At 68.0% G+C, this 15,686-nt stretch carries 12 protein-coding genes; 2 read left to right on the top strand and 10 right to left on the bottom strand.

The features are described 5' to 3' along the window. Positions 1 to 49 precede the first annotated feature (49 nt). The gene (locus ACN8ZM_RS24520) at positions 50 to 802 is read left to right on the top strand and encodes an IclR family transcriptional regulator (RefSeq protein WP_301766722.1); all 753 of its coding nucleotides are present in this window, start codon (positions 50 to 52) and stop codon (positions 800 to 802) included. Positions 803 to 834: 32 nt separating this feature from the next. On the opposite strand, the gene ACN8ZM_RS24525 is transcribed toward ACN8ZM_RS24520, so the two are convergent. From ACN8ZM_RS24525 to ACN8ZM_RS24555, 7 genes are all read right to left on the bottom strand, one after another. Next, entirely contained in the window at positions 835 to 1,782 is a 948-nt protein-coding gene (locus ACN8ZM_RS24525; protein ID WP_205824347.1) for a dimethyl sulfoxide reductase anchor subunit family protein, read from the bottom strand. Positions 1,783 to 1,822: 40 nt separating this feature from the next. Next, positions 1,823 to 2,569: a 4Fe-4S dicluster domain-containing protein gene (locus tag ACN8ZM_RS24530; RefSeq protein ID WP_043179359.1), complete on the bottom strand. Its 747-nt coding sequence runs from the start codon at positions 2,567 to 2,569 to the stop codon at positions 1,823 to 1,825. Between the two features lie 16 nt (positions 2,570 to 2,585). Beyond that, positions 2,586 to 5,522, bottom strand: coding sequence for a molybdopterin-dependent oxidoreductase (locus ACN8ZM_RS24535; protein WP_420212623.1), 2,937 nt, complete (start codon positions 5,520 to 5,522; stop codon positions 2,586 to 2,588). A 224-nt stretch (positions 5,523 to 5,746) separates the two neighbouring features. Continuing rightward, positions 5,747 to 7,168, bottom strand: a complete 1,422-nt coding sequence (locus tag ACN8ZM_RS24540; protein WP_043179361.1) for an amino acid permease — start codon at positions 7,166 to 7,168, stop codon at positions 5,747 to 5,749. 178 nt (positions 7,169 to 7,346) lie between these two features. Then, the gene (locus tag ACN8ZM_RS24545) at positions 7,347 to 8,762 is read right to left on the bottom strand and encodes an NAD(P)/FAD-dependent oxidoreductase (RefSeq protein ID WP_043179362.1); all 1,416 of its coding nucleotides are present in this window, start codon (positions 8,760 to 8,762) and stop codon (positions 7,347 to 7,349) included. A 567-nt stretch (positions 8,763 to 9,329) separates the two neighbouring features. Then, positions 9,330 to 10,634, bottom strand: coding sequence for an MFS transporter (locus tag ACN8ZM_RS24550; protein WP_043179364.1), 1,305 nt, complete (start codon positions 10,632 to 10,634; stop codon positions 9,330 to 9,332). Between the two features lie 127 nt (positions 10,635 to 10,761). Beyond that, complete coding sequence (locus ACN8ZM_RS24555) at positions 10,762 to 12,417, bottom strand: GMC family oxidoreductase (protein ID WP_420212624.1); 1,656 nt, start codon at positions 12,415 to 12,417, stop codon at positions 10,762 to 10,764. Positions 12,418 to 12,603: 186 nt separating this feature from the next. Here ACN8ZM_RS24555 and ACN8ZM_RS24560 point away from each other — a divergent pair, with 186 nt between their 5' ends. Further along, entirely contained in the window at positions 12,604 to 13,428 is an 825-nt protein-coding gene (locus tag ACN8ZM_RS24560) for an IclR family transcriptional regulator (RefSeq protein WP_420212625.1), read from the top strand. A gap of 159 nt (positions 13,429 to 13,587) precedes the next feature. Here ACN8ZM_RS24560 and ACN8ZM_RS24565 read toward each other — a convergent pair whose 3' ends face one another. The 3 genes from ACN8ZM_RS24565 to ACN8ZM_RS24575 form a co-directional block, all read right to left on the bottom strand. After that, positions 13,588 to 13,911: a hypothetical protein gene (locus tag ACN8ZM_RS24565; RefSeq protein ID WP_043179369.1), complete on the bottom strand. Its 324-nt coding sequence runs from the start codon at positions 13,909 to 13,911 to the stop codon at positions 13,588 to 13,590. Positions 13,912 to 14,325: 414 nt separating this feature from the next. Beyond that, positions 14,326 to 14,580: a hypothetical protein gene (locus ACN8ZM_RS24570; RefSeq protein ID WP_043181248.1), complete on the bottom strand. Its 255-nt coding sequence runs from the start codon at positions 14,578 to 14,580 to the stop codon at positions 14,326 to 14,328. 79 nt (positions 14,581 to 14,659) lie between these two features. Further along, positions 14,660 to 15,682, bottom strand: a complete 1,023-nt coding sequence (locus ACN8ZM_RS24575) for a DUF2891 domain-containing protein (RefSeq protein ID WP_043179372.1) — start codon at positions 15,680 to 15,682, stop codon at positions 14,660 to 14,662. Between the last annotated feature and the right edge of the window lie 4 nt (positions 15,683 to 15,686).

The following is a 15,686-nucleotide window of genomic DNA, read 5'->3' on the forward strand; positions in this document are numbered from 1 at the left end:
CCGGGCCGTTCGGTACAATGGCCGCAGTCCAGTTTCCGGAACGCCTGCCATGCTGCCCGTGGATACGCCCACGCTGCGCGCCTTCGCGCTGCTCGAACATCTCGTCCAGGCCGGCGATGCCGTGTCGCTCGCCGATCTCGCGCGTGAAGTCGATATCCCGAAGGCGTCGCTGCACCGGATGCTCGCGTCGCTCGAAGCCGGCGGGCTCGTGATCCGCGAGCCGGGCCGCAAGAACGCGTACGCGATCGGCCCGCGCCTCGCACGGCTCGGCACCGGCGTGATGCTGCATGCGGGCGCGCGCCGGCTGCGCCATGCGATCCTCGAACGGCTGGTCGCCGATCTCGGCGAAACCTGCAACCTGACCGCGCTGCACGACACGGAAGTCGTCTATCTCGACCGCGTCGAGGCCGACTGGCCGCTGCGGCTCGACCTGAAACCCGGCTCGCGCGTGCCCGCGCACTGCAGCGCCAGCGGCAAGCTGCTGCTCGCGCTGCTGCCGCGCGACGAACGCGCCGCGCTGGTGCGCGCGCTGGCACTGCCGCGCTACACCCCGAACACGATCTCGGATCCCGAACTGCTCGAAGCCGAACTCGACCGCACCGCGCACAAGGGCGTCGCGATCGACAACGAGGAATTCGTCGCGGGCATCGTGTGCATCGCGGCCCCGATCGTCGGCGACGACGGCGCGTGTATCGCCGCGGTCGCCGTGCATGCGCCCGTGTCGCGCGCTCCGCTGTCGCGACTGCTCGACCACGTGCCGCGCCTGCAGGAAGCGGCTCGCGCGCTCGCGGCAACGTTCTAGTTCCCGCACGGCGTGGACGCGCACACGCAACGTCACGACGCGCGCTGGTAGTAGATGTTCTGCGGATGCCGCGCATCCGCGAAGAAGAACCAGCGTTCCGCAACCAGCCCCGCATACTGGATCACGAACGCCGCGCCGAGCGCGACGGCCGCCGCGACCGATGTCGGCGCGAGCGCGCCCGCGCCGGTCAGCACGAACGGCACCGCGAATGCGCCGATCAGGAAGCCCGCCTTCACCGCGCGCAGCGTGCCGTTGCCCTGCCCGTGAAAGAACTCCCGCGTATTGAACGCGCTGGCCGTGAAGCCGCGCGACTTCTGTTCGACCTTCGCATTGCGGATCCCGGTCGCGCTCTGCACGGTCGACTTCGGCCGCAACCGCGCATTGCGTGCGAGCGACGCGAGCCGTGTGACACAGCCCGCGAGCGTCAGCACGCACGCGGCCACCGCGAGCCGGCCGACCAGCGCCGGCGCGAGCCACGCGGCGCAGGCCGTCGCCAGCGTGCAGCCCGACGCGCAACCGAGCAGCACGAAGTTCACGAGCGTCAGCGGGCTCGCCCATTCCTGCAGGAACCGCAGGCACGCGTAGATCATCGCGGTACATACGAACAGCGCGACGCTCGCGAGCGCGCCCGCCGCGCCGATCAGCAACGTGCCGGGCCAGCCGAACAGGTGTGCCGCGCCATACGCGAATGCGCACGCGAGAAACACCGGCAGTGCGATGCATTCACGCGACAGCCACGACGTGCGCCACATCGCGATCGCGCGCCATGCGCGTTCGGGGTGGCCGAGATGGAAGAACGACGCGAACAGGCCGAGCACGCCGAGCGCGACCGACAGCGCCGCGCCCGTCACGTAGAACGCGGCGGCCACGTCGATGCCGGCCAGCCGCGTGAGCGCCTCGACGATCACGAGCGTCAGCAGCAGGCCCTGTGCGGCGCCGCACAGCGTGGTGAGGAAAACGACCGAAAAGGCTGGGCGCATTGGGGACTCCGTTTTTTCGTATGAGTGAAGGGCTTCGCGCTCAGCGCTGCGTCGCGAGCGACACGAGATTGATGTCGCCACGCGCCGCACGGCCTTCAAACGACTCGTCTTCATCGACGCCGACCGACCCGCTGCCGCACCCGCCGCTACTCCCGCAACCGCACGACGCTTCGGTCTTCACGCGCGGCAGGTAATGGTTCGACGGCCGCGTGCCCCATTCGGGCATCAGCTGATAACCGCCGCGTTCTCGGATCGCGCGCGACACGTCCGACTCGGGATCGTGCACATCGCCGAACAGCCGCGCCGACGTCGGGCACGCGAGCACGCAGGCCGGTTTCCGGTCGCGTTCGGGCAGCGCCTCGTTGTCGATGCGGTCCGCGCACAGCGTGCACTTCGTCATCTCCTTGCGGCCTTCATCGAGCTCGCGCGCGCCGTACGGGCAGGCCCACGCGCAGTACTTGCAGCCGATGCACTTGTCGTAGTCGACCAGCACGATCCCGTCCGACTTGCGCTTGTAGCTCGCGCCGGTCGGACAGACGGGCACGCACGGCGGATCCTCGCAGTGCAGGCACGATTTCGGGAAGTGGATCGTGTCGGTCATCGGGAACACGCCCGCTTCGTAGGTCTGCACGCGGTTGAAGAACGTGCCGGACGGATCGTCGTCGTACGGGCGCATGTCGGCGAGACTGCCGGCTTCGCCCGACGTGTTCCATTCCTTGCAGCTCGTCACGCAGGCATGGCAGCCGACGCATACGTTCAGGTCGATGACGAGGGCCATCTGGGTCATGGTTGCGCTCCTTCGATCAGCGGTCGTCAGACTGAGGGCCGGCCGACGTCGCGCGCCGCAGCCGCGCGGCGAATGCGCCGGTTCCCGCGAAATACGCCTGCACGCGCTGCAGCACGCGTGGCGTGCCCGGCAGCGCCGGCATCGGCGCGAACTGCGGCAAGGTCGTCGCCGCATCGGCTTCGGCCGGATAGATCCGCACCTGCACGTCGTACCAGCCGGCCTGCCCCGTGATCGGATCGGAATTCGACATGCGCGCGCCGTCGCGCGCCGCATCCGGCAGCTCGTCGGTAATCACGTGGTTCAACAGGAAGCCGCGCTGCGACTCGCCCGCTTGCGGCCCGAGATTCCACGCGCCGGCCGCCTTGCCGATCGCGTTCCACGTCCACACGGTGCCGGGCTCGACCGCCTCGCTGTAGCGCGCGCGGCACCGCACCTTGCCCCACGGCGATTCGACGTAGATCCACGCGCCGTCGTCGATCTGTTGCGCGGCGGCCGTCACGGGGTTCACGAACAGGTGGTTCTCGCCGTGGATCTGCCGCAGCCACGCGTTCTGCGAATCCCACGAGTGGTACATCGCCATCGGCCGCTGCGTGATCGCCGCGAGCGGATAGCGGCCCGCATCGGTCAGCCCGCTCTCGAGCGAGCGATGCCAGAACGGCAGCGGATCGAAATAGCGCGCGATGCGCTCGCGCAGATGGTCGGGCGGCTGGCGGCCCGACGTGCGGCCCTGCGCGGCGAGCCGGAATTTCTGCATCACGTCCGAGTAGAGCTGGATCACGATCGGCACGCCGAACTTGCGCATCCCGTTGTCGACTGCCCATTGCATGTACGGGCCATTGCAGTTGCGCATGTACTGCAGCGGCTCCGGCAGCCGGTGGTGATACACGCAGTTGTTCTCCGCGTAGCGCTTCCACTGGTCGGGGTTCGGCTCGCCGACGACGGCCTTGTCGCCGTCCTTGCCGCGCCAGCCGATCAGGAAGCCGGTGCCGGAATTCGGCGCGGTCTGGAAGTTGATGACGAAATCCGGATAGTCGCGGTACTTGCGCTGCCCGTCCGCGGTCGTGAAGGCCGGAAACTTCAGCCGGCTCGCAAGCTCGATCAGCACCTCCTGGAACGGCTTGCATTCGCCGGTCGGCGGCACGACCGGCACGCGCACCGAGTCGACCGGCCCGTCGAATTCGGAGATCGGCCGGTCGAGCACCGACATCACGTCGTGCCGTTCGAGGTAGGTCGTGTCGGGCAGGATCAGGTCGGCGAACGCCGTCATTTCCGACGCGAACGCATCGCACACGACGAGGAACGGAATCCGGTATTCGCCGTCGTCGCGCTTGTCGACCAGCATCTTGCGCACTTCCGTCGTGTTCATCGACGAATTCCACGCCATGTTGGCCATGAAGATCAGCAGCGTGTCGATCGGATAGGGATCGCCGCGCCACGCGTTGGTGATCACCGAATGCATCAGCCCATGCACCGCGAGCGGGTATTCCCACGAGAATGCCTTGTCGAGCCGCGCGGGCGTGCCGTCCGGATGGACGAACAGGTCCTCGGGTCCCGCCGGCCAGCCGAGCGGGCCGGTGGCGAGCGGCGTGTTCGGCTTGATCTGCGCCGGGTCGTTCGGCGGTTTCGCCGACGGCGGCACCGCGCGCGGATACGGCGCCTTGTGCCGGAAGCCGCCTGGCCGGTCGATCGTGCCGAGCAGCGACATCAGCACGGCAAGCGCGCGGATCGTCTGGAAGCCGTTCGAATGCGCGGCGAGCCCGCGCATCGCATGGAACGCGATCGGCACACCCTTCACCGAGGCGTGCTCCTTGCCCCACGAATCGGTCCAGCGCACCGGCAGCTCGATCGCATGCTCGCGCGCGACCGTCTCCATCTCGCGCGCCAGGCGGCGGATCGTGTCGGCCGCGATGCCGGTGATCTCGGCCGCCCATTCGGGCGTGCACTCGGCCACCTGTTCGCGCAGCAGCGTGAACGACGGTGCGACGGGCGTGCCGTCGTCGAGCGTATAGCGGTCGTCGAGCGCCGGCTCCGCGCCGTCCGTGTGATGCAGCACCGCGCGGTTCGTCTTCGTGTCCCACCACATCCGGTTCTGCGGATACAGCGCGTTGACCTCTGGCGCGCCGGCGTCGCGCACGAACAGCCCGAACGTGTCGGCACCGTCACGCTGATCGACCAGCTCGGCCGCATTCGTGAAGCGCGACACGAATTCGAGGTCGAACGCATCGCGCGCGATCAGCTCGTGCATCAGCGCCATGAACAGCGCGCCGTCCGTGCCGGGGCGAATCGGAATCCATTCGTCGGCGATCGCCGCGTAGCCGGTGCGCACCGGATTGATCGCGATGAACCGGCCGCCCGCGCGCTTGAACTTGCCGAGCGCGATCTTCAGCGGATTCGAATGGTGGTCTTCCGCGGTGCCGATCATGAAGAACAGCTTCGCATGGTCGAGATCGGGGCCGCCGAATTCCCAGAACGAGCCGCCGATCGTGTAGATCATCCCGGCCGCCATGTTCGCCGAGCAGAACCCGCCGTGCGCCGCATAGTTCGGCGTACCGAACTGTTTCGCGAACAGGCCGGTGAGCGCCTGCATCTGGTCGCGGCCCGTGAACAGCGCGAAGCGCTTCGGGTCGGTGGCGCGCAGGTGCGCGAGGCGCTTTTCGAGCACGTCGAACGCAACCTCCCACGACACCGGCTCGAACTGCGCGTCGCCGCGCTCGGCGCCCGGCTTGCGCATCAGCGGCTGCGTGAGCCGCGCGGGCGAATACTGCTTCATGATTCCCGACGAACCTTTCGCGCAGATGACGCCCTGGTTCAGCGGATGCGCGGGATTGCCGTCGATATAGCGGACTTCGCCGTCGCGCAGGTGCACGCGGATGCCGCAGCGGCACGCGCACATGTAGCACGTCGTCGTCTTGATCTCGGCCTGCTCGTCGCGCTCGCGTGCCCGATGTTCCATCGTCTGTCCTCGTTCGCGGATGAGGGCGCGCCCCGCCGGGGCGCACCCGTGAATCGGTTCATCCATGCTATGCCGGCACGCGGCCGACATAAAGTCGCATCCTCTGATCGGTGCTATCGGTCGGCCCGATAGTTGCCCCGGCCATCCATCGGCTCGGGCGAGAAGCCGCATGCGCGAAGGCCCGGCTTGCGGGCCGGGCCTTCGGCGTCATGCGTGACCGCGCATTACCGCGGCGGATAGGCGAGCAGTTCGCTGTCGTCGAGATGCTCGCGGCGGCTGCGGCGCGTGAGCCCGTAGGCGACGACCAGCACGCCCAGGCTGGCAACGCCGAGCCACAACGGCTTGCGCTGATCCGGGATGAACGCCATCGCGACGAGGATGCCGACCATGCCGACAATCGCAACCCAGGTGAGGTACGGGTATGCCCACATCTTGACGCGCAGCTTGCTGGCGGCCACCGGGTCGAGGCGCTTGCGCAGGCGCAGTTGCGAAAACGCGATCAGCACGTACACGAACAGCGCGACGGTGCCGTACGAGTTGACGAGGAATGCGAACACGGTATCGGGCGACACGTACGACATCACCACCGACACGTAGCCGAACACCGTGCCGAGCAGAATCGCGCGCACCGGCACGCCGCGCTTGTTGACCTTCGCGAGCGCGGCCGGCGCGTCGCCGTGGCGGGTCAGCGCGAACAGCATCCGCGACGCCGCATAGAGGCCCGAGTTGAGCGCGGACAGCACCGCCGTCAGCACGATCGCGTTCATCACGTTAGCAGCGGCCGGCAGGCCCATCACCTCGAGTGCGCTCACATACGGCGTGGCCATCTGATGCGAATTCCACGGTACCAGCGCGACGACGAGCGCCACCGAGCCGACGTAGAACACCAGCACACGCGTGATCACCGAATTGGTGGCCTTCGCGACCGCTTTCGCCGGTTCCTTGGCCTCGGCCGCCGCGATCGTGACGATTTCCGCGCCGAAGTAGAAGCCCGTGGCCGCGACCGCCCCGCTCATCACCGGCCCGATGCCGAGCGGCATGAAGCCGCCGTGGCCGAGCAGCGTCGGCAGCACGGACGTGGTGTGCATCGACGCGGGCCACAGGCCGAGCACGTACAGGCCGCCGAGGAACAGGAACACGACGATCGCGCCGACCTTGATCGACGAGAACCAGAACTCGAACTCGCCGTAGCTGCCGACCGAGATCAGGTTCGTGAGCGTCAGCACGACCAGCAGCGCGAGGCTGATGATCCACGCGGGGGTATCGGGCAGCCAGAACTGGATCAGCTTGGCGCCGGCCACCGCTTCGAGCGCGACGACGATCACCCAGAAATACCAGTACATCCAGCCGGTCAGGAAGCCCGCCATCTTGCCGGGCCCGCGCCAGTTGCCGAACGCGAGCCGCGCGTATTCGTAGAACGAACCGACGGCCGGCATCGCGCAGGCCATCTCGCCGAGCATCCGCATCACGAGCACGACGAGCCCGCCCGTGATCAGGAACGACAGGATCGCGGCCGGCCCGGTCTGCTGAATCACCACACCGCTGCCGACGAACAGCCCGGCACCGATCACGCCGCCAAGCGCAATCATCGTCATGTGGCGCTGCTTGAGTCCACACTTCAGGTCACTCTGGTTCGAGGGTTGCATGTCTTCTCCATATCCAGTTGTCCGGACGCCGCCCGCACGCCACCGTCGGGTGAGCGCGGGCGCCGCCGGCGACGGCGCGTGCAGGGGCGCCTGCAGCCCCGGCCGCACGGATTTCTGTTGCTTTTCTTGTGTTGGACGGCCCGGCGCGTTGCATCACGCCGGGCGAGGTGCACGTCGTTCAGGGCTTTTCGTCGTTCCTGAAGTACGACAGGTAGAGCATCCGCTGCCCGATGCGCCGGAATGGCGCGAACGGGTGGCCAGGCAGCGGCGACGTGAAGATCGGCAGCGTCTGGCGTGCGCCCTTCCCCGCGATCTGCTCGGCCAGCCGGCGGCCGGCCTGCTGCGAGTACGACACGCCGTTGCCGCCGTAGCCGAGCGCGTAGTACACCGACTGTCGCGGGTCGGGCTGGCACACGCGCGGCATCATGTCGTGGCTGACGTCGACCCAGCCCCACCATGAATAATCGATCTGCACGCCGCGCAGCGCGGGAAACTTGCGCGCCATCCCTTCCTTCAGCAATTCGAAGTGACGCGGGTTCGGCGCATCGTCACCGGTGATCGCGCTGCGGCTGCCGATCTGCAAGCGACGATCGGGCAGGAAACGGTAGTAGAAGCGCAGCGTACGCGTATCGGTCAGCACCTGCGTCGTGCGGAAATTGCACGCGTCGATCTCCGCGTCGGTGAGCGGGCGCGTGACCATCGAGTTCGACAGGATCGGCATCACCTTGCTGCGCAGCGACGGATGCAGCGTCTGCGCGGTGTACGCGCCGGTCGCGATGCCGACCGCGCGGGCCCGCACGACGCCGCCCGGCGTGCGCAGGTGATGGACGCCGTCGATCGTCTCGAAGCCGAGCACGGGGCTGCTCGTATGCACCTTCGCGCCGGCTTCGCGCGCGAGGCGCAGGTAGCCGAACGCGAGCTTCAGCGCATGGATGCCGATGCCTTCCGGCTCGTGCAGCGCGCCGGCTGCCTCGTGGTCGTTGAGGAATTCGCGGCGGAAGGTTTCCGCGCTCAGCAGCTCCGACGGATAGCCGAACACGTCCTTCCACACCTTCGCCTCGGCCGCGAGCTTCGCCATGATGCGCGGACGATGCGCGATCAGGAAATGGCCGCCCGGCTGCGGATCGCAGTCGATTTCCGACACCAGCGACTTGAAGTGGTCGAAGCCTTCGAGGATCTCGTCGTGCATCTTCAGCGCGACGTCCTTGCCCCAGCGCTCGATCCACTGCGAGCGCGACAGCCGGCCCGACGCGTTCTGCCCCTGCCCGCCGTTGCGGCTGCTGCAGCCCCAGCTCGTGCGGTTGGCCTCGAGCACGACGGCCTTGATGCCGTGGTCCCGAGCAAGGCACAGCGCGGTTGCGAGGCCCGTGTAGCCGGCGCCGATGATCGCGACGTCGACATCGAGATCGCGCGTGACGGGGCCGTCGTCGGGCGGCGGGGTGCCGGCCGTCGCGACCCAGTAGGTCGGCGCGTACTGCTTGCCGCACCCGGGCCCGGGCGACACGAGCGGATCGTAGGTCGGGTCGTAACGCGTATCGTTCGACCGGCCGCCGGCGAAGCCGCTCGCGGTACGTTCGATGGAAGGGGTCGACATGGTCAGCCCTCCGACGCGGGCTTGCCTGCCGCGCCGCAACGGGCGCACGAGGCGATTCGATGGACTGATGCGGGGCGCGCGCGCGCCGCGCGGGCCAATGCTGCCGACTGCCTGTTGGTCATGCCTGTCTCCTGATCGTTCTCTTCGGGTCGATCGTGTGCAGATGCTTCAATGCAGCGATCTGTCGAGGAAAGTGTAGGCAGGCCGTTTTTTCGGAGGTAGGGCCAGTGGACCGGATTCGCTTGGACCAGCGCGCGGGACGGCGGGCGGCGGGCAACCGGTGGACGGCAACGGCCGAAAGGGATCAGCGACACGGGCCCGACGCCGCCGGACGATCGGAATGCCGAATGGCGGGCAGCCAGCAGACGGCGTCGGTCAACAAGGATCATCGGTGCGGGTGCAACGCCGCCGGACGGCCGTGAAGCCGAACGGCGGGCCACCGCGAGCGACCGGCAGACGGCGTCGGTGAGTGGCAGCCAGCGGCGCAGGCATGACCCCGCAAGAAGACCAGGGCGCCGATACGGCCCCACGCCACGCCGCCCCTCACCCCATCCGCCCCGCCCGCCGTCACATCGCGCGCACCGCGACGCCGTCCATCCCGCCGCGCTTCTCGATCGCCCGCGCGGACACGATCGACAGGAGTGCAGACAACATCACGTAAACCCCGACGAGCCACGGCGCACCGCCGTTCACGCGCAGCAATGCGGTCGCGACGATCGGCGTGAGGCCGCTCGCGAAGATGCCCGACACCTGGTAGACGAACGAGATGCCCGTGTAACGCACGTTCGCGTCGAACAGCTCCGCGAACAGCGCGGCCTCCGGCCCGTACGCCATCGCATAGAAGATCCCGAACGGGATCACCAGCGCGAGCCACACGGCGAGCAGGTTGGTCGACTGCGTCTGCAGCAGCCAGAACGCGGGCAGCACCGACAGCCCGCACAGCGTCGCGCCCCACCGGTACACACGCGCACGGCCGAGCCGGTCCGACAGGCTGCCGAACACGGGGATGAACACGCACATCACGACTGCCGCGCTCATCACGCCGAGCAGCGCGTCGCCACGCGAGATCGACAGGTTGCGCGTCATGTAGCCGATCGAGAACACCGCGAACACGTTGAAGAACACGCCGTCGATATAGCGTGCACCCATCCCGAGCAAGATCGCCTGCCGATAATTCGCAAGCAGTTCGACGACCGGCAGCTTCGTATCGCGCCGCTGGCGCTTGAGCGCGACGAACTCGGGCGTATCGGCCACGCGCGTGCGGATGTAGAAGCCGACCGCGACCAGCAACAGCGACGCCGCGAACGCGACGCGCCAGCCCCATGCGAGAAATGCGGCGTCCGGCAACGCACGCGACAGTGCCGCGACCACGCCGGCCGCGAGGCACAGTCCGATCGCGAGCCCGATCTGCGGCAGGCTCGCATACAGCCCGCGCCGGTGCGGCGGTGCGTACTCGTAGGCCATCAGCACCGCGCCGCCCCACTCGCCGCCGAGGCCGATGCCCTGCAGCACGCGCAGCGTCAGCAGCAGCACCGGCGCCCACATGCCGATCTGCGCATAGGTCGGCAGGAACGCAACGCCGGCCGTCGACACGCCCATGATCAGCATCGTCAGGATCAGCGCGGACTTGCGCCCGACGCGGTCGCCGAGATGGCCGAACAGCAGGCCGCCGAGCGGCCGCGTGACGAAGCCGACTGCGAACGTCGCATACGCGAGCATCGTCGACACGAACGCGTCGCCGGACGGAAAGTACTGCTTGTCGAACACGATGCCGGCGACCACGCCGTACAGGAAAAAGTCGTACCACTCGACGGTCGCGCCGATCACGCTGGCCGCGGCCACGCGTCGGACGACCCGGGAATCGATTGCCATGCGAGCTTCTCCAGGTAAGGATGCGCCGCAACCTGCCCCGGCGCCGTGCCGGCGGGGGCATCGATAAACGCGCGGCGGCCGTCCGGGCGCAGGAGCACGGGCCACGCGGGTGATGCGTGGCGAGGCCCTACGCGAGCGCCTCGGCGGCCGATGCGACGCCATGACCGCGATCGGCCGCGCGCGCGTCTTCGAGGATCATGTCGGACGCCTTCTCGGCGACCATCACGATCGGCACGTTGGTATTGCCCGATACGAGGGTCGGCATGATCGAACAGTCGACCACGCGCAGCCCGCGCGTGCCGTACACGCGCAGCCGCTCGTCGACGACCGCGAGCGGATCGCTCGCGACGCCCATTTTCGCGGTGCCGGATGGATGGAAGATCGTCTGCCCGTATTCGCGGCAGAACTCGAGCAGTTCGTCGTCCGTCTGCGCGTCCGCGCCCGGCCGCACCTCGCGCTTCATCAGCGGCGCCATCGGCTCGGTGGCCGCGACGCGTCGCGCGAAACGCACGCCGGCCACCGTCGTGCGGCGGTCGCGCTCGGTGTCGAGATAGTTCGGCTGGATCGACGGTGCATCGCGCGCATCGTCGGTGCGGATGCGCACGGTGCCGCGCGATTCGGGCCGCAACTGGCAGATCGAATACGTGCAGCCGGGAAACGGATGCACGCTGCCGCCCGCCGAATCGGCCGACAGCGTCGAGAAATGGAACTGGATGTCGGGCGTCGCCGATTCGTCCGGCAGCGCACGACAGAACATGCCGCCCTGGTTGATGCCGATCGCGAGCGGGCCGCCGCGGAACAGCGCCCATTGCAGCCCCATCTTCGCGCGGCCGACCCACGAATGCAGTTCGTCGTTGGTCGTGATCGGCTTCGTCACTTCGTAGATCAGACGAATCTGCAGATGATCCTGCAGGTTCTCGCCGACGCCCGCGCGATCGGCGACGACCGGAATCCCGTGCCGGTTCAGCAGCGCGGCCGGCCCGACGCCCGACACCTGCAGCAGTTGCGGCGACTGCAGCGCGCCCGCGGCCAGAACCACCTCGCGCAACGCACGCACCTCGCGCACCTTGCCGTGCTGTACGTAGCGCACGCCGCACGCCTGCGTGCCGTCGAACAGCACCTTCAGCGCCTGCGCATCGGTTTCGACATGCAGGTTCGGCCGCCCGCGCGCAGGCTTCAGGTAGGCCACCGCCGTCGAGCAGCGCAGCCCGTTGCGCGTGGTGAGCTGGTAATAGCCGACGCCTTCCTGGTCGCCCGTGTTGAAATCGTCGACCGTACGCACGCCGAGCCGGTTCGACGCGGCGACGAACGCATCGACGAGTTCGTGCCGTTGCCGGATCGCGGACGCCCACAGCGGGCCGCCAGTGCCGCGCGTCGGCCCTTCTCCGAGCGTGTTGTGTTCGAGCCTGCGGAAATACGGCAAACAGTCGCGCCAGCTCCAGCCGCGATTGCCGAGCGCGGCCCAGTGGTCGTAGTCCTGCTGCTGCCCGCGCACGTAGATCAGCCCGTTGATCGAACTGCAGCCACCGAGCGTGCGGCCGCGCGGCCAGTACAGGCGGCGGTTGTGCATGTTCGGATCGGGATCGGTGTGGAAGCCCCAGTTGTACACGGGGTGGAACATCGTCTTGCCGTACCCGATCGGCACGTGGATCCACATGTAGTTGTCGGCGGGGCCGGCTTCCAGCAAGCACACCGTATGGCGGCCGCCGTCGGACAGCCGGTTGGCGAGGACGCAACCAGCCGATCCCGCGCCGACCACGACATAGTCGAAGCTGCGTGTCATTCCGTGTCTCCGTTCCGGGGTATTGGAAAAATCCGGTATGTTTCGTCCAAATTTATGGAGCACACGGAACGCATACAAGCCGATTTATTGTCCACGCCGCGAATGTGGTACAAAAACCGTTCAATTCGTTTCATTTCCATCGCACAACCATCCCGGGACGCACGCCGATCCCGACGGAGGAGACACATGCGCGAAACCGCCCCCGCGCCGCCCGACGGCGCGCCCGCCGACGACGCGCGCGTCCTGCGCGCCCTCGCGGTGCTCGAAGCGCTCGCGTCGGCCGGCCAGCCGTACACGCTGTCGCAACTCGCCGCGCGGCTGCACATTCCAAAGGCGACGCTGCTGCGGCTGATCGAATCGCTCGAAACGCGCGGCTACGTGATCCACATGCCCGACTCGCGCGGCCACGACCGCGGCATCGCGCTCGGCCCGCGCGCCGCGCAGTTCGCGCTCGCGGCGCTGTCGAACAACACCTTCACGCGCGGCTGCCGCTCGGTGCTGCGTTCGCTCGTCGACGTGCTCGGTGAGACCTGCAACCTCACCGCGCTCGACGGTGACACGGTGCTGTATGTGGAGCGCGTCGAGACGACCGAGCCGCTGCGGCTCGAGATGCGGCCCGGCATGCGCGTGCCGCTGCATTGCACGGCGAGCGGCAAGCTGTTCCTGTCGCAGATGAATGCGCTGGAGCGCAACGCGATGCTCGCGCGGCTCACGCTGAAGAAGATGACCTACCGGACGCTGACCGATGCGCAGTTGCTCGCGGCCGAACTCGACCGGCTCGCGGCGCGCGGTGTCGGGATCGACAACGAGGAATTCGTGCGCGGGATGGTGGCTGTTGCGGTGCCGGTGAAAGATGCCGCGAGTGGACGCGTGCTCGCGGCGCTCGCCGTGCATGCGCCGACCGCGCGGGCGACGCTCAGCGACCTGCTGGAGAACGTGCCGAAGATGCGGGAAGCGGCGACGCGGCTCGCGCCGCTGCTGAATGCGGCTGAGGGCACGCCGCCGGGTTGACGAGACTGCGCGCGGTCATGCGGTCACGCAGTCACGCAGTCACGCAGTCACGCAGTCACGCAGTCACGCAGTCACACAGTCACGCAGTCACGCAGTCACGCAGTCACACAGTCACGCAGTCACGCAGTCACGCAGTCACGCAGTCACGCAGTCACGCAGTCACGTGAGGTGATAACGCAGCCAGAAGGTTTCGCGGCATGCGTTGTCGAACGTCATCCTCGTCGGACCGATTCGCTGCGCATCGGGATGGCGAAGCACGTCGTAGTCGATCCAGCATTCGGCACACAGCAGATCGGACGGCGCGCGGTCCTGCTCGACCGAGCGGCGCACGATCGCGCCGTTGTCGAAGCGGTATTCGGTTTCGTCGCGCGTGACCTCGACGTCGTCGTCGGTCCAGCGGTCGTGCGACGTCGCGTGAGACACGATCGACACCGGGCCCGCGAGCCCGTGGATCGCGGCAACGTAGGAAATGAGCTTGTCCATGGCGAGGCGGCGAACGAATGGATGGCCGCCTCGCGCAATACGCATGGAACGAGGCAACCCGAGCGCCGAGTATAGCCGCGCGCCGAAGACCTTGCCGCCGGCGGGGTTTCGTGCGCTACACCGCCCGCACCAGCAACGCGAACGCCGCGAGCCAGTGCTTGCTCGCGCAACCATACCCGGGGCATCGCGCTCGGCCCGCGCGCGACGCTCGGCGATTGGCGATTGGCGATTGGCGATTGGCGATTGGCGATTGGCGATTGACGGGAGAACGTACCGACGATGCGGGAAGCGGCGACGCGGTTCGCGCCAGGAAATGGGTGATGCGGACAACACCCCGCTCATGCCTGATCCGTGAGCGGCATGTCTCGGCACATCCGCTTCCCGGTTCGGCAACGAGTCGCTCAGCTCCGCTGCTCACTCGGCATCGCGCAAATACGATCGCAACATTTCAACGAGTTCATCCCGTGAATAGTGAAACTCGTCCCCTGCACTCATTCCTCCAATCGTATCGAGCAAGGTGTCGAGCCGTCGGTCACGGTACCGATACGCCTGGGCATCGAGCGCTTCGGTGTACACATATCGCGCGCACCTGTCCGGGTCATAGGGTTGCGTTTCGATGAACGTCATGATTGCCGTCACCCAGGCCCGTTTTTCGTCACGTTGATCCATCGTCCGCTCCTGCATGCCCCTTCCATCGCTCGGCTGCCGCGACAGGCGGAAAACCCGTCATGTCGCAGCACCCGCCGCGCTACGCCTCCAGCGCGAGCACCGCGAACGTTGCGAGCCAGTGCTCGCCCATGTAGTCGCCGGCCACGTGCGCGAGCGCGCTCGCGAGATGCCGGTCGGCCGCATCGAGCAGCTTCGCGCGTCGCGCATCGCCTTCCGGCAGCGCGCCGGCCAACGCACGCTGGCACCACGCGCGGCTCAGGTTCAGCCCGTCGAGGTGCGCGATCTTGCCGTCACTGCGATCGCTGACCGTCGCCGGCTCGAACAGCGTCGCCGGCTCGCCGCGCGCGAGATCGGGCAGGAAGCGTGCGAACCACCCGTCGAATTCGGCGGCCGGCAGCACGCGCCGCATCAGCTCCGCCTCCATCAACGCTGGCGACAGGAATTCGTCGCCCGACGGCTCCCACGCCTGGCATGCGACATCGTTCAGGTGCCAGCGCTTCGCGGTATCGACGATCAGCGCCGCGAGCCCGTCGCGCTGCGTGTCGCGTGCGAAATCGAGCGCGAGTGACAGCGCGAACGCGGTGTTGAAGTGCGTGCCGACGCGCAGCGGATAGGTCGCTTTCGGCAGGAAGGTTTCGAAGCGCGCCACGAACAGGTCGGTGAGCGGCGCCATCGTCTTCGCCCAGCGCGCGGCCTGCGGCAGCGCGCCCTTCAGCGCGAGCCGCTCGAGTTGCGCGGAGAGCGCGAGCAGCCACGCCCAGCCGTACGGCCGCTCGAAGCCGCTGTTGTGCGGCAGCGCGAGATACGCGCGCTCGCCGGCGACGTTCGCATCGGTGAAGTGCGCATCGACGATCGCGATGATGCGTTCGGCCTCGGGCAAGGCCGGGTAGCGTTCGAGCACGCGCAGCACGAGCCAGTAGCCGTGCACGCACGAGTGCCAGTCGTAGCTGCCGTAGAAGATCGGGTGCAGCGCGCGCGGCCCCTGCACGTCGTGCGGCCCTTCGAGCGAATGCGTGAGCTTGTTCGGATATTCGCGGGTCAGGTGCGCGAGCGCGAGCGACGCGAATGTCGAGGCGAGTTCGGGCGTGAGTCGGTCGGTCATGGGC

The sequence above is a fragment of the Burkholderia aenigmatica genome (genome assembly GCF_048627025.1).
GTDB classification, from domain to species: domain Bacteria; phylum Pseudomonadota; class Gammaproteobacteria; order Burkholderiales; family Burkholderiaceae; genus Burkholderia; species Burkholderia aenigmatica.